Origin of the sequence: Pseudomonas sp. AU11447 (assembly GCF_001672555.2) — a bacterium.
GTDB lineage: Bacteria > Pseudomonadota > Gammaproteobacteria > Pseudomonadales > Pseudomonadaceae > Pseudomonas > Pseudomonas nitroreducens.
Window position 1 is genome coordinate 1 of the sequence record NZ_LZDG02000018.1, and the last position, 17,180, is coordinate 17,180.

Here is a 17,180-nt window from a genome sequence, read left to right on the forward strand (position 1 = left end):
CATCCCTCGACGATCAGTCGCGAGGTTCGCCGCAACAGCACCCAGAATATCTACAAGGCTGTTTCTGCGGCCCATGAAAGTGATGCTCGTCGAGCGGGTGCGCGCAAGTTTTGCAAGCCGGCGACATGGCTCAGCCATCATCTCCCGGTGTGGCTCAAGCATGGCATGAGTCCGGAGCAGATCGCCCAGCGGTTGAAGCAGGAGCAGCCAAGCCGGGCGGTCAGCCATGAGTGGATTTATCGGTTCATTGCCGCCGAACAGCGCGCCGGTGGTGAGCTTTATACCTATCTGCGACATCGCCGAAAGCGCTACCGGAAACGCTATGGAAGCCACGATCGGCGCGGGCAGCTGCGTAATCGCGTGTCAATCAGTGAACGCCCAGCCGAGGTCGAAAGCCGCGAGCGCCTGGGGGACTGGGAGGGCGATACGGTACATGGACTGGGCGGTAACCTGGTGACCCTGGTTGATCGCAAAAGCGGCTATCTGAGCGCCTATCCGGTCAAGCGCAGAACGCGCCGGCAGGTAACGCGGGCGATCAATCTGATGCTTCAGGGCCATGCCGCTCACACGCTGACGCTGGATAACGGAAGGGAGTTTGCCGGGCATGAACGCATCGCGCTACGGAGCCAGTGCCAGGTCTTTTTTGCAGACCCCTATTCATCCTGGCAACGTGGCACCAATGAAAACACCAACGGTCTGCTCCGCCAGTATTTCCCCAAGGGCAGCGACTTCAGCAAGCTGACCGTCGAAGCCGTCAATCGGACAGTAGCGAGGATCAATCTACGCCCGCGCAAGCGCTTGGGCTGGAAGACGCCGTACGAAGTGCATACAGGGGTGAGCGTTGCACTTATGTGTTGAATTCAGGCAGGCTATGGCGTTGCGAGCATTTTATTGGTAATTTCGTCGGCGCTGACCACCAAGGATTAATAATAATGAAAAAAGTGCTTCTCAAGAACACCATCGGTTTCGCTGTGGCCGTGGCATCCACTCAACTCTTCGCCGCTGGATTCGCTCTTAACGAACAAAGCATCAGCGGGATGGGCACTGGTTTTGCCGGCCGCTCTTCTTCTGCCGATGACGCCAGCACTGTATTTGGTAACCCAGCCGGTATGGCACGCCTTAAGCGGGAACAAGTGACCGTAGGCGCGGCTGCCATTCTCGCCAAGTCAGATATCAGCAGAGACGGCAGCAATTCCCCAGGCGGCAGCTTCGATGGCGACATGGTTCCCACCGTTGGCGTACCGATGGGCTATTACGTCAAGCCAATTGATGATCAATGGGCGGTCGGATTTGGTATTTACGCACCGTTCGGCCTGGCCACCGATTATGAAAACGGATTTGCCGGCCGTTACTTCGGTAGCTACAGCAAAGTTTCGGTTGTGACTCTGCAGCCGACCGTCAGCTACGCCTTCAATGACAAGATTTCGATCGGTTTCGGTCCGACCATCAACCGTATTGACGGCACATTGAAGTCTGATGTCCGCAGCAACTTTGCTGGTACGAACGACGGCGAAGTGAAAATCAGCGGGGACGACACTGCCGTTGGCTACAACATCGGCGTCATGATCCAGGCCACTGACAGCACGCGTCTAGGTCTAACCTACCACTCGATGGTTGATTACAAGCTCGACGGCAAAACAAGGATCACTGGTGCTCCGTTCAGCGTTTTCAGTGGCACCAAGTTTGATGCCTCACTGAAAATCAAGACCCCTGAGTCCGTGGATTTCTCGGTTACCCACGAGCTGACCGACGACGTGACCCTTTACGTCGGCAGCACCTGGACCCGCTGGAGCCGCCTGGAGGACATCACAGTCAACAATAGTGGCGTACCTGCGCAGTTGGGCGGCAGCTCTGGCGCAATTGGCACTATCAGTGAGCCACAGAACTGGCACGACACTTGGGCCCACGCCATCGGTGCTAGCTACAAGGTCAACAAAGAATGGACTCTGCGTACCGGCCTCTCGGTCGACCAGTCGCCTACCAACAACGAAGATCGTTCGCCACGGATCCCGACCGGCGACCGCACCGTGTTCAGCCTTGGTGCTGGCTGGAGCCCAACCGAAGACATCACTGTCGACATGGCATACTCCTACCTGATGGAGGAAGACGTTAAAGTCAGCAGCTCGAAGCCTCTTGCCCCAGGTGTAAACACCACCTACAACGCCAAGTATGAAAACAGCGCACACGGCCTCGGCCTCGGCCTGACCTATCGCTTCTAAGCGTTAGTTGGTCTAACAAAAGCCCCAGCCATGTGCTGGGGCTTTTTTTAATCCTTTGGCTTAGGCTTGAAACGAATTGGCTTCTGAACCAGGGACTAGCGGAAATTGAGTCAATTGTCCGGTCTCACCTGGTTGTGCGCTTGGCAATGCTTCCATCTTCCCGCTGGTTAAGCCCCGACTGAGCGAGAGGAAAAGGGCAGTTGGGGCGCCATTTCTTGGTCCTCGGCAAATAGGTATTCCCAGGGAGCGACGACATTGACCGACCGATCCTTTTGTAAATGCGCCGCCGAGCAAGGCCGCGACCTCTGAGTCTTTAATTTTGCCCAGTAACGCAATGCGTTCGGCCGTCCAGACCTTATGGTGCCGCTTGATCCCCAACTTCTTTCGAAGTATTGAAAGTGTGGTTGATGAGTAGCCAAACCTGGCCACCAAATCACGATCGGCTACCTTCCCAAGCAAGGACAACATTTCTTCGGGGTACTTAGGCACATTTACACTCGAAATGCCCCGGGCTTTGCGCTCTTTCTTCAGGTAGTGCAGGGTGAAACCGAACTCAGTGGATAGGTCCTGATCAGATCGCACCCCCAGCTGACTGACCAGCTCCTGCGGCAATTTTACTATCTCGCGTTTTTTTGCGTTGGGCGTTTGAGTTGGTGTGGTTGCAGGCTTAACCGTGGAGGCTATGCCCATTTTTTTTCGAAGTGCACAGACGGTTGCGAAGTAAAGCGGCCTTCATGGCAACCTCCTTGTCTTTAGGAAAGAATCAGTCCCGTCTCCACGCTTCAGCGGTCGTAGGTTTTCCCACCCGTAGAAACCAAATACAAGGAGCGAGAGTAGGGCAGACGAGCCAGTATCGTTGTGTTGTTCACAACAGCGGCCATTGTGAAGCCGCGGCACAGAAGGCTAACGCCACCCTGAATGCGCTCACACATTGCGTCGGCGCTATCGATGAAATTCGTCTTGTTCAAACGAAGCATGATGACTGTACGCCCTTCGGGCACTGCGCCGATTGGCGGCACCACGAAGATCGTGATCTGGGTGTAGATGGCAATCGCAACGATCACCACAATCGCTAAGCCGATGAGCTTCTTCATGGAGACCTCCGTGTCCGCAAGAGGCATTCTGCCATTACAAAATCACCAACGTCATCAACTGAACGCTTGAAGCGATTACAAGGTCACCCGCACAAAAGTGAGTAGATTTGTGAGTAGAAACCATCCGACAAATGGCTGAACCCTACAGCCATGCTGCCCATAGAGAATTGTTCGATTCCGTCCCTGGCACCAAGCCTTCCGAAAAGCCCCTGAAATCGCGAGATTTCAGGGGCTTTTTCATTCCCGTCCGAACAAGTCACTCCCTCGCCCCGGCACGCCCCCGCGATTCGTATCGAATGTTTGCCTAAGTACAGTGTCTACTGGCGCATAGCACACCGATCTTTCAGAATCATGACCATCCGGACGATTTCCACACTTTGAGTGGGATACCCTCCGGGATTCGATGTTTGGTAGCGGAGTCACTGTGCGCAAACTCATTAGCTGGTGGAATTCCCGGGGCAACCTGGTTTCTCTGTCTGCCCTTTTCCTGCTGATCCCGCTGATCGGCCGCTACAGCCTTGGCTGGGGCTCCCCGCTGGGCTACCTGTCGGACCTGGCACTCGGCACACTGCTGGTCGTCGCGCTGCATAATCGACGACTGTTCATCGCGATTCCGGTGATGCTGGTCTGGGCGCTGTCGGTGATCGGCACCGCCGAACTGGTCAGCGCCGTGGGCCGTATGCCCGCACCGGAAGACCTGCACTTCCTTGCCGACCCGACCTTCGTCGCCAACTCCACCGAGGGCGGTGGTCTCAACCACCTGCACCTGGCGATCCTGATCGGCGCCGGCATCCTGCTCAGCGCATTGCTCTGGCGCCGCCGCGAGAAGCCGCTGCCGCGCTACGCCTATGCCGTGCCGGCGGTCCTGCTGGCTAGCCACGCCGCCGTGCAGTACTTCCAGCCCAGCGATGCGGAAATGTGGAAGCAGTTCAACCTGCCGCACCAGCTTGTCTCCCGCGCTGTCACCAGCGGCGAGATGGCCTATCAGGACTGGCGCGACCGCGACCTTCCGGAAGTCCGCCCGGACGTCACCGGCCTGACCCAGCACGATCTCAACGGCACGCCGCTGCTGGCCGGCCGCGGCCAGGCGAAGAACGTGCTGATCATCGCCATGGAAGGTATTCCAGGCGCCTACGTGGCCACCAACCGTGCCGCACTGAGCAGCAGCTACGAAGAATCGATGATGCCGCGCCTGAGCACCTGGGCCGAGCGCGCCATGACCACCCCGGACTACGTAGTGCATAGCCACCAGACCATCCGCGGTCTCTACGCCATGCTCTGCGGCGACTACAGCAAGCTGGACAACGGCACACCCAAGGGCGTCGAGCTGCTGGGCAACCCGACCCGCGCCGCCGAATGCCTGCCGGCGCAGATGCACCAGGCCGGCTTCAGCACCCACTTCCTGCAGGGGGCCGGGCTGCGCTTCATGGCCAAGGACAAGGTCATGCCGGCCATGGGCTTCGACAAAACCCTGGGCCGCGACTGGTTCAAGAAGAAGCCCTACCTGGAGTTCGCCTGGGGCATGGACGACAAGGCCTTCTTCGAAGGGGCACTGGACTATGTCGGCCAGCTGCGCCAGAAGAAACAACCGTGGATGCTCACACTGCTCACCGTCGGCACCCACCAGCCGTATTCGGCCACTCCGGAGTACCTGGCCAAGTACCCGACACCGCGACAGGCGGCCGTCGCCTACCTGGACGACGCCGTCGATGCCTTCCTCAAGGGCCTGGAAGAAAAAGGCGTGCTGAAGGACACCCTGGTGATCGTTACCTCCGACGAATCCCATGGCATCGACAACGTGCGCCTTGCCTCGGCCTGGGGCCTGAACCTGATTCTTGCACCGGAACAGGCCGCGCTGCCGCCCGTGAAGGCCGGCGTCTACGGTCACGTCGACATGGAATCCTCGGTGCTCGACTACTTCGCCATCAAGGCGCCACAGGATATCGCCGGCCGCTCGCTGTTCCGTGAATACTCCAATGGACGGGAGATGGTCTCCTTCACCAACGGCATGCAGCGTTACCACGACGGCAAGGGCAACTTCACCGAGTGCGACTTCCAGCAGGTCTGCCGGCGCTACCAGAGTGACGGCTTCATCGCCGACAGCGCCAAGTTCGTCGGGCGCTACAGTGGCCGCGATGCCCGCCTGATGACCGCTCGCGCCGATATCCTCGACCAGTCGGTGACCAAGGCGCAGTCGGCCCGCGAGTACCAGTTCGCGACCAAGGAACGCATCCGCCTGAAGCCGCAGATCGACAACGAGTACACCGACAACCTGATCGGCGCGCAGTATCTGGAGTTCCCGGCCAACACCCACACCACGGTGAGCCTGAAGATCCGCGCAATCCAGATGGACGCCAATGGAGCGAAAGTGACGCTCAGGACGCGCTCCTTCGAGAAGCCGGTACCGATCGAGATTCCCGAGCTCCCGCTGGTCAAGCGCAACCAGCCGCTGGAAGTAACCTTCGGCTTCGATAACGAGGAAGCGCGCAAGGCGTTCTCCTTCCACCTGCTGGCCGAAGGCAAGGGCATCATCGAGATCACCGATTTCCACGTGCTGACGCAACCGCGCAAATCCTCGATCAATGCGACCGAGGCTGGCGGTACCGGCCTGGCCGACGCCAAGCCATTGCCGATCCCGCGCCTGTCCGGGCATCCGAACCTGATGGCCAGCCAGCCACCGGAATCCCAGGACGACATCACGCCCGCCGAGGCGGTGGAAGATCCGAGCCCGCAACTACGGCAGATGATGCAGTGATCCGAACCGGCGGCCCAGAGGCCGCCGGACTTTTACTGGCCGGTACAAACTGGCACTATCCCGCCCCCGCGCCACCATCGGACGCCCTCATCCGGCGCGCCTAGTTCAGCCCAGGCGACAACGCCGAGCGGCAATGCGACAACTTGCCACTACAGCCGACGACCGCGGCAGATAGGCGCTTGGCGCACTCCGGAGTGCATGTTAGGTTGCCCCTCGCCAGGATGGCCCCGATTCTGCAGTGACCTGCTGCGAAAGCGTCCGAATAACAATAGAGGAGCCCCCAATGGCCACGGCCATACCCGCACTGGAAATCCGTAACCTGCACAAGCGTTACGGTGACCTGGAAGTGCTCAAAGGCATTTCCCTGACCGCCCGCGACGGCGATGTGATTTCCATTCTCGGCTCCTCCGGTTCCGGTAAATCCACGTTCCTGCGTTGCATCAACCTGCTGGAGAACCCCCACCAGGGCCAGATCCTGGTCGCCGGTGAAGAACTCAAGCTGAAGAAATCCAAGGACGGCTCGCTGGTCGCCTCGGACGGCAAGCAGATCAATCGCCTGCGCAGCGAACTGGGCTTCGTCTTCCAGAACTTCAACCTCTGGCCGCACATGAGCATCCTCGACAACATCATCGAGGCGCCACGCCGTGTGCTGGGCAAGACCAAGGCCGAGGCCACCGAGATCGCCGAGGCCCTGCTGGCCAAGGTCGGCATCTCCGACAAGCGCCACAGCTTCCCCGCACAGCTTTCCGGCGGCCAGCAGCAGCGCGCCGCCATCGCCCGTACGCTGGCGATGCAACCCAAGGTCATCCTCTTCGACGAGCCGACTTCGGCACTGGACCCGGAAATGGTCCAGGAAGTGCTTAACGTAATCCGCGCGCTTGCCGAGGAGGGTCGCACCATGCTGCTGGTGACCCACGAAATGAACTTTGCCCGCCAGGTTTCCAGCGAGGTGGTGTTCCTCCACCAGGGCCTGGTAGAAGAGCAGGGACCGCCGCAGCAGGTATTTGACAACCCGCAATCGGCACGCTGTAAACAATTCATGTCCAGCCACCGCTAACGGAGCATCACTGCATGAACAACTATAAGAAGATCGTTCTGGCTATCGCGGCCACCTTTGCACTGGGGAGCCAGGCCATCGCCGCGGACAAACTGCGCATCGGTACCGAAGGCGCCTACCCGCCCTTCAACGGTATCGACGCCAGCGGCCAGGTCGTCGGTTTCGACCTCGACATCGGCAAGGCGCTGTGCGCCAAGATGAAGACCGAATGCGAAGTCGTCACTTCGGACTGGGACGGCATCATTCCGGCCCTGAACGCCAAGAAGTTCGACTTCATCGTCGCTTCCATGTCGATCACCGACGAGCGCAAGCAGGCAGTCGACTTCACCAACCCCTACTACACCAACAAGCTGCAGTTCGTGGCGCCCAAGTCCACCGACTTCAAGACCGACAAGGGCTACCTGAAAGGCAAGGTGATCGGTGCGCAGCGCGCGACCATCGCTGGCACCTGGCTCGAGGACAACATGTCCGACGTCGTCACCATCAAGCTGTACGACACCCAGGAAAATGCCTACCTCGATCTGTCCTCGGGCCGCCTCGACGGCGTGCTGGCCGACAAGTTCGTGCAGTACGACTGGCTGAAGAGCGACGCCGGCAAGGACTTCGAGTTCAAGGGCGAGCCGGTATTCGACAACGACAAGATCGGCATCGCCGTACGCAAGGGCGACCCGCTGCGCGAGAAGCTGAACGCCGCTCTGAAGGAAATCGTCGACGACGGTACCTACAAGAAGATCAACGACAAGTACTTCCCCTTCAGCATCTACTGATGCACGTGCCGCGCCGCCCTTGCCGGGCGGCGCGCGCCTTCAGGCGTGACTCCCCATGATTTTCGACCTGCACGGCTTTGGCGATCAGTTGATCGCCGGCACCTGGATGACGCTCAAGCTCTCGCTCGCCGCAGTCTGCGTGGGACTGGTCCTCGGCCTGCTCGGCGCCGTCGCCAAGACCTCGAACAACAGCTTCCTGCGCATGCTCGGCGGCTTCTACACCACCGTGGTGCGCGGCGTACCCGAGACGCTCTGGGTACTGATGATCTATTTCGGCACCGTGGCCGGCCTGAACGCCATCGGTGACCTGTTCGGCTACCCCGAATTCGCCCTGTCGCCCTTCGCCGCCGGCACCTGTGCCCTGGGCCTGTGCTTCGGCGCCTACGCCACCGAGGTGTTCCGTGGCGCGCTACTAGCGATTCCCAAGGGCCACCGCGAAGCCGGCCAGGCGCTGGGGCTCTCCGCCCCGCGCATCTTCTGGCGTATCGTGCTGCCGCAAGTGTGGCGCGTGGCGCTGCCGGGCCTGGGCAACCTCTATCTGATTCTGCTGAAGGACACCGCGCTGGTCTCGCTGATCACCCTCGACGAAATCATGCGCAAGGCCCAGGTCGCTTCCAACGCGACCAAGGAACCCTTCACCTTCTACATGACTGCGGCCTTCATCTACCTGGGCCTGACCGTCTTCATCATGGCCGCCCTGCACTTCCTTGAGCGTCGCGCCGGCCGCGGCTTCGTGAGGAACGAGCTATGACCGATCTCGAGCTGATCCTCAAATGGCTGCCGAAGATGCTCCAGGGCGCCACCCTGACCCTGGAGCTGCTGGCCATCGCCGTGGTAGCCGGCCTGTGCCTCGCCGTACCGCTGGGCATCGCCCGCGCCTCGCGGCACTGGTACGTGCGCGCCGTGCCCTACGCCTACATCTTCTTCTTCCGCGGCACACCGCTGCTGCTGCAGCTGTTCATCGTCTACTACGGCTTCGCCCAGTTCGAAAGCGTGCGCAAGGGGCCGCTCTGGCCATACCTGCGCGACCCGTACTGGTGCGCCCTGCTGACCATGACCCTGCACACGGCCGCCTACATCGCCGAAATCCTACGGGGCGCCATCCACGCCATCCCGGTGGGTGAAGTAGAGGCGGCCCGCGCGCTGGGCATGTCCCGCCGCCAGGCGCTGTTCCACATCATCCTGCCGCGCGCCGCGCGCATCGCCATGCCGGCCTACAGCAACGAGGTGATCCTCATGCTCAAGGCCAGCGCCGTGGTCTACACCGTGACCCTGTTCGACATCATGGGCATGACCCGCACCATCATCGCGCGCACCTACGAGGCCATGCTGTTCTTCTGCCTCGCCGGGGTGTTCTACCTGGTCATCACCCTCCTGCTGACCCGCATCTTCCGCCTGCTGGAACGCTGGCTGAAGGTCGACTCCATGCAAGGCCGCTGACCGGCGCGCCGCTCCCCCACGGGGTCGCTATAATGCGCGCCCCGTGGCTTTCTCCCGCTTCGCACCGTGCTCCCGAACGACACTCCCCTGACCGGCCCCGACCTGCTCCAGCGCTTCCTGGCTCTGGATGCCTACCTGCTGGAGCACCAGGCGCTATGGCGGCCCAAACCGTTCACGGCGCTGGAGCTGCCTTGGGAGCACGAGCACCCCGAACTGGCCACCTGGCTGCGCAATCGCAGTCTCGAAGACGCCGATACGGTGCACAACGCGCCGCAGCAACTCGACGCCCCCGCCCCCTTCCCCACGTTGGCTGCCAGGGCCGCCGAACTGTCCGTCGTCGGCGCGCTCCCGGCAACGCCTATGGGGAAGCTGCCGAACCTGCTGACGGTCGATGTACCCGGCCGCAAGTGGCAGCAGATCGAAGCCTTCGCCAGCTGCCTGCACTTCACCGAGGCGCCGCAGCAATGGCTCGACTGGTGCGCCGGCAAAGGTCATCTGGGCCGCCTGCTGGCCCGCGACGGCAAGCCACTGTTGAGCCTGGAATTCGACAGTGCACTGGTTGAAGATGGCCAGCGCCTGAGTGATCGGCTTCAGTTGCAGGCCCGGCATCACCAGCAGGACGTGCTCGCCCCGAACGCTCACGAGCACCTCCAAGCCGGGCACACTGCCGTCGCCCTGCACGCCTGCGGCGACCTGCACGTGCGCCTGTTGCAGCTCGCCAGCACTCACGGCTGCCGCCAGCTTGCGGTTGCACCCTGCTGCTACAACCGCATCGATAGCGAACACTACCAGCCGCTCTCAAACGCCGCGCAAAGCTCCACGCTCCGACTCTCGCGCGAAGACCTCCGCCTGCCGCTGGCCGAAACCGTGACCGCCGGTGCCCGCGTGCGCCGTCAGCGCGATGCTTCGATGGCACGTCGACTGGCATTCGACCTGCTGCAGCGGGAGGTCCGCGACAGTGACGACTACCTGCCCGTCCCGCCCGTATCACCGACCTGGCTGGACAAATCCTTCGCCGATTACTGTCGTGATCTCGCCGCGCTCAAGGGCCTCCACCTGCCTGCCGTGGTCGACTGGCTCCATTTGGAGGCCCGAGGCTGGCAGCGACTGGCCCAAGTCCGCAACCTCGAACTGGTGCGCGGACTGTTCCGCCGGCCCATGGAGCTCTGGCTGCTGCTCGACCGCGCCTTATTCCTCGAGGAGCAGGGCTATCGCGCCACCCTGGGCGCCTTCTGCGCCACGCGAATGACCCCGCGCAACCTGCTGTTGCTGGCTGAACGCATCTGAGACGGGCGTTCCAGAGCTTCACCCACAGGCCCTGTGGATAACTCTGTTCGTAACCCAGGAAAAACGCCACCTTCCTTACCGGCCAGACCGTCTCGCTGCGATCTGATCATTTTCTGTACACGAAAAATAATTCTTTAGAAAACAGAAACTTACGAACTTTCGTGATTGCCATCACAAGGCATATGCGATTTGTGCCCTAAAGCTTTCTCCGTTGTGCATAAAGAGCCGCCAAGGTCGTAGGAAATCAACCATCCCTGTTGCCAATCACGTCCCAATTGCGCTTCGTCGAACGGATTGTTGCGCAATCGCGACAATCGCACCTTGTCAATCGCTGCCTAGGCAGTATCATTTCGAAACATTTCACTGCCTAAGCAGCTATCTGTTTTGACATGAATCACTACGACGTCGCGGACTTTCCGTTCAAAGGCTCCATCGGCCAGTTGCTGGGCGCCACCGCCATCCTCAAGGATCGCCTGCTGGACAAGCACCTGGCGCACCTGGACATCACCGCCGCGCAGTTCAAGGTGCTGTTCTTCATCGGCAACGACCGCGCCAACACCCCGGCCGAGCTGTGCCGCGAGCTGTCGATCGACAGCGGCTCCATGACCCGCATGCTCGACCGCCTGTCGCGCAAGGACCTGCTGCTGCGCCAGCCCTGTCCCAACGATCGCCGCAGCGTGCGCCTGAGCCTGAGCGCTGCGGGCCAGGCGGTGAACGACGAGGCGCCGCGCATCGCTGCCGCGGCCATGAACGAACTGGTCGGCGGACTTTCCAGCGACGAACTGCAGACCCTCACCGGCCTGCTCGACAAGATCCTGCGCGCCCACGGCGCCGCGGCCAGCTGCCCGGCGCAGGAGAAGTGAAGATGAAACCTCCTCGTATTGCCCTGCTGCCGGCGGCCGTGTTCGCTACCGTGCTCGGCCTTGCAGGCTGCGCCAACTATTCGGGCCTGAGCGCCAGTGGCAAGGCCGTTGATCCCGCCAGCCTGAAGGCCGGCGTCAGTCTCGACGGAACTCCGCTGTCGCCCGCCGCCTGGCCCAGCGAACGCTGGTGGACCGGCCTGGGCGATGCGCAACTGGACAGCCTGATCGACGAAGCCCTGCGTGGCACCCCGGACCTGCAAATCGCCGACGCCCGCGCCCGCCAGGCCACAGCGGCCGCCCAGGCGCAGGACGCCGAGCGCATGCCCAGCGTGAAGGGCACTGCCAGTTATGCCGGCATCCGCGCGCCGGAAAGCGTCCTGCCGGCGCCGACCGGCGGTCGCTACTCGGCGGTGAAATACCTGTCGGCGAGCTTCAGTTACGACCTCGACCTGTGGGGCGGTCAGCGCGATGCCTGGGAGGCCGCACTCGGCCAGGCCAACGCCGCCGAAGTCGACCGCCAGGCCGCATCGATCACCCTTTCCACCAACGTCGCCCGTGCCTACAGCGAACTGGCCCACGCCTTCGTTGCGCGCGACCTGGCCCGCGACGAGCTGGACCGCTCCCAGCATCTCTTCCAGCTCAGCCAGAAGCGCATGGACGCGGGCCTCGACAGCAAGGTTCAGTTGCAACAGACGCAAACCCAGGTCGCCAGCGCCAAGCAGCAATTGGCAGCGGCGGAACAGGACATCGCCAGCGATCGCATCGCCCTGGCCGTCCTGCTCGGCCAGGGCCCGGACCGCGGCCAGGAACTGCAGCGCCCGCAGGAGCTCAAGCCTGGCGCGCTGACCCTGCCGTCGAACCTGCCGGCTGAACTGCTGGGCCGCCGCCCGGACATCGTTGCCGCACGCTGGCGCGTCGAAGCCGCGTCGAAAAGCATCGATTCGGCGAAGACCGAGTTCTATCCCAACCTGAACCTGGGCGCGATGGTCGGCCTGGCTGCCTTGCACACCAGCGACGTATTGAAGGCGCCGAGCCGCTTCTTCCAGATAGCCCCGGCAATCTCCCTGCCGATCTTCGACGGCGGCCGCCTGCGCGCCAACCTCGCCGGGAAAGACGCCGACTACGACCTGGCTGTCGCCCAGTACAACAAGACCCTGGTCAATGCCTTGGGCGAAGTCACCGACGACCTCGGCAAGCTGCGCTCGCTGGAGCAGCAGATCGACGACCAGCGCGATGCCCGCGACATCGCCAAATCCAACTTCGACCTGGCCATGCGCCGTTATGGCGAAGGTGTCGGCAACTACCTCGACGCCCTCAGCGTGCAACAACAGTTGCTCCTCGCCGAACGCCAACTGGCCAGCCTGGACGCCCAGCGCATCGACCTCTCGGTGCAACTGATCCAGGCCCTGGGCGGTGGCTATCAGCCCGACACCACTTCCACTCCCGCCCCGCTCGCCCAGGCGAACGCGGCCGCCGCGCACTGAACGAGGCACCCGACATGAGCACCGCAACGCAAGAAACCCCGAGCAGCAATCCCAAGCGCAAGCGCTGGCTGCTGATCCTGCTCGCCGTCGTCATCCTGGCCGGCCTCGCCAGCGTCGCCTGGGAAATCCTCTACGGCCGCTGGCACGAAGACACCGACGATGCGTACGTGAACGGCAACATCGTGCAGATCACCCCGCAGATCACCGGCACCGTAGTCAGCATCGGCGCCGATGACGGCGACCTGGTGCACAAGGGCCAGGTACTGGTGAAATTCGACCCCAGCGATGCCGACATCGCCCTGCAGCAGGCTGAAGCCAATCTCGCGCGTACCGTTCGCCAGGTGCGTGGGCTGTTCAGCAACGTCGACGGCTACAAGGCCGACGTGGCCGCCAAGAAAGTCGCCCTGACCAAGGCCGAGGCGGACTTCAAGCGCCGCCAGCACCTGGCCAGCGACGGCGCCATCTCCCAGGAAGAACTGGCCCACGCCCGCGACGCGCTGGACACGGCGCGCAGCTCGCTGACCACCTCCGAACAGCAACTGGACACCAATCGCGCGCTGGTCGACGACACCGTGATTGCTTCCCACCCTGACGTGAAGGCTGCCGCTGCCAAGCTGCGCCAGGCGTACCTGGACGATGCACGTGCGGTGATCATCGCGCCGGTCACCGGCTACGTCGCCAAGCGCACCGTGCAGGTCGGCCAGCGCGTGCAGCCGGGCGCCGCGCTGATGGCGGTGATTCCGCTGGACCAGGTGTGGATCGACGCCAACTTCAAGGAAACCCAACTCAAGCACATGCGCATCGGCCAGCCGGTAGAGATCCGCTCGGATCTTTACGGCAGCGAAGTGAAGTACTCCGGCACCGTCGACAGCCTCGGCGTCGGCACCGGCAGCGCCTTCTCCCTGCTGCCGGCGCAGAACGCCACCGGCAACTGGATCAAGATCGTCCAGCGCGTACCCGTGCGCATCCGCGTCAACGCCGAGGAGCTGGCGAAGAATCCCCTGCGCATCGGCCTGTCCATGGACGTCAACGTCAGCCTGCACGACCAGAGTGGCCCCGCTCTAGCCCAGCAGGCGCCGCACGAGGCGGTGTTCTCCACCGACATCTACCAGGAACAATTGGCCTCCGCGGACCAGCTGATCGAGAAGCTGATCCAGGCCAACCTGGCCGACGCCAGCCACAGCACCGCGCAGCGCTGATCCGACCGCCGCCATGAGCCAGCAGAACAGCAGCAGTTTCAGCCCACCCAGCCTGGTCATGGCCACCATCGGCCTATCGCTGGCGACCTTCATGCAGGTGCTCGACACCACTATCGCCAACGTCGCCTTGCCGACCATCTCCGGCAACCTAGGGGTCAGCTCCGAGCAGGGCACCTGGGTCATCACCTCGTTCGCGGTGAGCAACGCCATCGCCCTGCCGCTGACCGGCTGGCTCAGCCGGAAGATCGGCGAAGTGCGGCTGTTCATCGCCGCCACCCTGCTCTTCGTGATTGCCTCGTTCCTCTGCGGCGTCGCGCAGCAGATGGGCATGCTGGTGGGCTTCCGTGCCATCCAGGGCTTCGTTGCCGGGCCGCTCTACCCGATTACCCAGACCCTGCTGATCTCCATCTATCCCCCAGCGAAACGGGGGATGGCACTGGCACTGCTGGCGATGGTGACGGTGGTAGCGCCCATTGCCGGGCCCATCCTCGGCGGCTGGATCACCGACAGCTACAGCTGGCCGTGGATCTTCTTCATCAACGTGCCCATCGGCCTGTTCGCCGCCATGGTCGTCTACCAGCAACTGCGCGCCCGCCCGGTCGTGATCAAGCACGCGCCGATGGACTACATGGGCCTGGCGATGCTGGTGATCGGCGTCGGGGCGTTGCAAATCGTGCTCGACAAGGGCAATGACCTGGACTGGTTCGAATCCGGCTTTATCATCGGTGGCACGGTCATCGCGGTGATCGCCCTGGCGGTCTTCGTGATCTGGGAGCTGACCGACAAGCACCCGATCGTCAATCTGCGACTGTTCGTGCACCGCAACTTCACGGTAGGAACCATGGCACTGGTTGGCGGCTACGCCGGCTTCTTCGGCATGAACCTGCTGCTGCCGCAGTGGCTGCAAACGCAGATGGGTTACACCGCTACCTGGGCGGGCCTGGCGGCAGCGCCGATCGGCATCCTGCCGGTCTTCCTGTCGCCGCTCGTCGGCCGCTACGCGAACAATTTCGATCTTCGCCTGCTGGCAGGCCTGGCCTTCCTGGCGATGGCGGCGACCTGCTTCATGCGCGCCGACTTCACCACTGACGTCGACTACATGCACATCGCCCTGGTGCAACTGTTCATGGGCCTTGGCGTGGCATTCTTCTTCATGCCGATCCTGAGCATCCTGCTCTCCGACCTGCCGCCGGACCAGATCGCCGACGGCTCGGGCCTGGCGACCTTCCTGCGGACCCTCGCCGGCAGCTTCGCCGCGTCCCTCACCACCTGGATCTGGAACCGCCGCGCCACCATGCACCACGCCTACCTGACCGAGAACATCAGCCAGTACGACCCGGCCACCCGCGCCACCGTCGAACAACTGGGCGGACCCGGCCAGCACAGCGCCGCCCTGCTCGAACGCATGGTGGAAAGCCAGGCCTACATGATCAGCACCATCGATTACTTCACGCTGCTCGGCTGGCTGTTCCTCGCCATGCTGGTCATCATCTGCCTGGCTAAGCCACCCTTCGGCGCCAAGCCCGGCGCGGCGACGGCCGGAGGACACTGACAGAAACTGTCGGATCAGTCTGACAAATCAGTGGTTTACACAAAGGTTGGCATGGCTATAATGGCCGCCCTCCTTGCCGGTATAGCTCAGCTGGTAGAGCAACTGACTTGTAATCAGTAGGTCCCGGGTTCGACTCCTGGTGCCGGCACCATTATCCCCCCTCGCGTATTCCTTCCTCTCGCTCCTCGGCCGGAAGCCTCAGGCCATGCAGCCTGTCGGCCACGAAACTTTTTCGGCCGAACGTACTCCAAACTCCCCTTGGTAGCTCCCTCCATTTCGCATGGCACTCACAAATTGAGGTAAACATGCGCCTTGTAGGACTATTCTGAGTTCAGATGCAGATTTACTACCCGAGCGCGATACATATAATGGCCGGCTCCTTCAATTTCCCGCCCAGGCTGCGAGCCAACTCGTGCCAGTCAGTGAACACTGATCATGGATGTCGGAACCGTAGAAACCGGATGGATCCGCCGGAGGCCCAGCGTTGACGTTTTCCACCTTCTCTCTGAGCAGGACAGCGCCTAGTGCAGAAGTCGTCCCCAAGAACGTCGCCATTCTCATGTCGACGTTCAATGGCGAAGCTTTTCTCGCAGAACAGCTGGACTCTCTGATCGCCCAGACCCATCCGCACTGGACGATCTACGCATCGGACGACGGCTCCTGCGATGCCACCCTAACCATCCTTCAGGACTATCGTTCTCGCCTGGGCGAAGATCGCCTGGTTATCGTGCAAGGTCCTCATCGGGGCTTCGCCGCCAATTTCCTTAGCCTGCTGCGGCGGGACGACCTTCAGTCGCGCTATTTCGCCTTCTGCGACCAGGACGATTTCTGGAACCCCGATCATCTGGAACGGGGAATCGCTTGGCTGCAAAACGTGGCTATCGATCTTCCGGCACTGTACTGTTCGCGCACTCGCCTGATTGATGTCCGGGGCAACCCGATCGGCCTCTCGCCGCTGTTCTGCCGTCCGCCCTCGTTCGAAAACGCTCTCGTCCAGAGCATCGCTGGCGGTAATACCATGCTGTTCAATGACGCCACGCGTGAATTGCTCCGACAGACGCCTAGCGACGAACACATCATTTCCCATGACTGGTGGGCCTATCTGCTGGTGACCGGTTGCGGCGGAGTCGTCGCCTACGAGAGCGAGCCAACCGTTGGCTATCGGCAGCACGAAAAGAACTTGGTGGGCTCCAATGCGGGGGTGCTTGAGCGCGCGACCCGCGTTCGGAAAATGTTCCAGGGGACCTTCCGCAGCTGGATGGACGCCAACCTCCATGCCCTGGCTCACTTTCGCAATCGCCTCACCCCTCATAACCGGCAGACTCTGCAGCTTTTCGAAGAGGCTCGGGCTGCTGGACTCGCCCGCCGCCTGCAGTTGATCAGGCAGTCCGGCGTACACAGGCAATCACTCTCAGGAACGCTCGGCCTGGCTGCAGCGGCCATTCTCCAAAGGATCTGACCCC

General features: G+C 62.1%; 15 protein-coding genes and 1 tRNA gene. 14 read left to right on the top strand and 2 right to left on the bottom strand.

The window, feature by feature from the left end; translation table 11 throughout:
- A partial coding sequence (locus A6723_RS03615) for an IS30-like element ISPpu17 family transposase (RefSeq protein WP_065348180.1) occupies positions 1-858 on the top strand: 858 nt, incomplete at its 5' end.
- Positions 859-932: 74 nt separating this feature from the next.
- Complete coding sequence (locus A6723_RS03620; RefSeq protein ID WP_020302086.1) at positions 933-2,219, top strand: OmpP1/FadL family transporter; 1,287 nt, start codon at positions 933-935, stop codon at positions 2,217-2,219.
- Between the two features lie 60 nt (positions 2,220-2,279).
- Here the strand turns inward: A6723_RS03620 and A6723_RS31080 are convergent, their stop codons facing one another.
- Both A6723_RS31080 and A6723_RS03625 read right to left on the bottom strand, forming a co-directional pair.
- On the bottom strand, positions 2,280-2,909 hold the full coding sequence (locus A6723_RS31080) for a hypothetical protein (RefSeq protein WP_175405522.1): 630 nt from the start codon (positions 2,907-2,909) through the stop codon (positions 2,280-2,282).
- A 92-nt stretch (positions 2,910-3,001) separates the two neighbouring features.
- Positions 3,002-3,313 carry a hypothetical protein gene (locus A6723_RS03625; protein WP_054910718.1) on the bottom strand — a complete coding sequence of 104 codons (312 nt, stop codon included), beginning with the start codon at positions 3,311-3,313 and terminating at the stop codon, positions 3,002-3,004.
- 424 nt (positions 3,314-3,737) lie between these two features.
- Here A6723_RS03625 and A6723_RS03630 point away from each other — a divergent pair, with 424 nt between their 5' ends.
- From A6723_RS03630 to A6723_RS03685, 12 genes are all read left to right on the top strand, one after another.
- Positions 3,738-6,068: an LTA synthase family protein gene (locus A6723_RS03630; protein WP_065348181.1), complete on the top strand. Its 2,331-nt coding sequence runs from the start codon at positions 3,738-3,740 to the stop codon at positions 6,066-6,068.
- Between the two features lie 283 nt (positions 6,069-6,351).
- Positions 6,352-7,125 carry an ABC transporter ATP-binding protein gene (locus tag A6723_RS03635; RefSeq protein ID WP_024762237.1) on the top strand — a complete coding sequence of 258 codons (774 nt, stop codon included), beginning with the start codon at positions 6,352-6,354 and terminating at the stop codon, positions 7,123-7,125.
- 14 nt (positions 7,126-7,139) lie between these two features.
- On the top strand, positions 7,140-7,892 hold the full coding sequence (locus tag A6723_RS03640) for an ABC transporter substrate-binding protein (RefSeq protein WP_024762236.1): 753 nt from the start codon (positions 7,140-7,142) through the stop codon (positions 7,890-7,892).
- A gap of 55 nt (positions 7,893-7,947) precedes the next feature.
- A complete protein-coding gene (locus A6723_RS03645) occupies positions 7,948-8,643 on the top strand; it encodes an ABC transporter permease (protein ID WP_054910720.1) in 696 nt (231 codons plus the stop codon).
- Positions 8,640-9,332, top strand: a complete 693-nt coding sequence (locus A6723_RS03650) for an ABC transporter permease (protein ID WP_024762234.1) — start codon at positions 8,640-8,642, stop codon at positions 9,330-9,332. The genes A6723_RS03645 and A6723_RS03650 overlap by 4 nt, the downstream gene beginning before the upstream one ends.
- Before the next feature lie 66 nt (positions 9,333-9,398).
- Positions 9,399-10,619: a methyltransferase gene (locus A6723_RS03655; protein WP_054910721.1), complete on the top strand. Its 1,221-nt coding sequence runs from the start codon at positions 9,399-9,401 to the stop codon at positions 10,617-10,619.
- Positions 10,620-11,008: 389 nt separating this feature from the next.
- Positions 11,009-11,482, top strand: a complete 474-nt coding sequence (locus tag A6723_RS03660; RefSeq protein WP_024762232.1) for a MarR family winged helix-turn-helix transcriptional regulator — start codon at positions 11,009-11,011, stop codon at positions 11,480-11,482.
- Positions 11,483-11,484: 2 nt separating this feature from the next.
- On the top strand, positions 11,485-12,966 hold the full coding sequence (locus A6723_RS03665; protein WP_054910722.1) for an efflux transporter outer membrane subunit: 1,482 nt from the start codon (positions 11,485-11,487) through the stop codon (positions 12,964-12,966).
- 14 nt (positions 12,967-12,980) lie between these two features.
- A complete protein-coding gene (locus A6723_RS03670; protein ID WP_054910723.1) occupies positions 12,981-14,165 on the top strand; it encodes an efflux RND transporter periplasmic adaptor subunit in 1,185 nt (394 codons plus the stop codon).
- Positions 14,166-14,178: 13 nt separating this feature from the next.
- The gene (locus A6723_RS03675; RefSeq protein ID WP_054910724.1) at positions 14,179-15,717 is read left to right on the top strand and encodes a DHA2 family efflux MFS transporter permease subunit; all 1,539 of its coding nucleotides are present in this window, start codon (positions 14,179-14,181) and stop codon (positions 15,715-15,717) included.
- A gap of 75 nt (positions 15,718-15,792) precedes the next feature.
- Positions 15,793-15,868, top strand: a tRNA-Thr gene (locus A6723_RS03680).
- A gap of 333 nt (positions 15,869-16,201) precedes the next feature.
- Positions 16,202-17,176 (top strand): glycosyltransferase family 2 protein, encoded by a 975-nt coding sequence (locus A6723_RS03685; protein ID WP_054910725.1) that lies wholly within the window; start codon positions 16,202-16,204, stop codon positions 17,174-17,176.
- The last annotated feature ends 4 nt before the right edge of the window (positions 17,177-17,180 follow it).

Bases quoted from the DNA above. Each gene is read 5' to 3' on its own strand.
- A6723_RS03620 (WP_020302086.1), top strand. From the start codon at position 933: ATGAAAAAAGTGCTTCTCAAGAACACCATCGGTTTCGCTGTGGCCGTG.
- A6723_RS31080 (WP_175405522.1), bottom strand. From the start codon at position 2,909: ATGGGCATAGCCTCCACGGTTAAGCCTGCAACCACACCAACTCAAACG.
- A6723_RS03625 (WP_054910718.1), bottom strand. From the start codon at position 3,313: ATGAAGAAGCTCATCGGCTTAGCGATTGTGGTGATCGTTGCGATTGCC.
- A6723_RS03635 (WP_024762237.1), top strand. From the start codon at position 6,352: ATGGCCACGGCCATACCCGCACTGGAAATCCGTAACCTGCACAAGCGT.
- A6723_RS03640 (WP_024762236.1), top strand. From the start codon at position 7,140: ATGAACAACTATAAGAAGATCGTTCTGGCTATCGCGGCCACCTTTGCA.
- A6723_RS03645 (WP_054910720.1), top strand. From the start codon at position 7,948: ATGATTTTCGACCTGCACGGCTTTGGCGATCAGTTGATCGCCGGCACC.
- A6723_RS03650 (WP_024762234.1), top strand. From the start codon at position 8,640: ATGACCGATCTCGAGCTGATCCTCAAATGGCTGCCGAAGATGCTCCAG.
- A6723_RS03660 (WP_024762232.1), top strand. From the start codon at position 11,009: ATGAATCACTACGACGTCGCGGACTTTCCGTTCAAAGGCTCCATCGGC.
- A6723_RS03665 (WP_054910722.1), top strand. From the start codon at position 11,485: ATGAAACCTCCTCGTATTGCCCTGCTGCCGGCGGCCGTGTTCGCTACC.
- A6723_RS03670 (WP_054910723.1), top strand. From the start codon at position 12,981: ATGAGCACCGCAACGCAAGAAACCCCGAGCAGCAATCCCAAGCGCAAG.
- A6723_RS03675 (WP_054910724.1), top strand. From the start codon at position 14,179: ATGAGCCAGCAGAACAGCAGCAGTTTCAGCCCACCCAGCCTGGTCATG.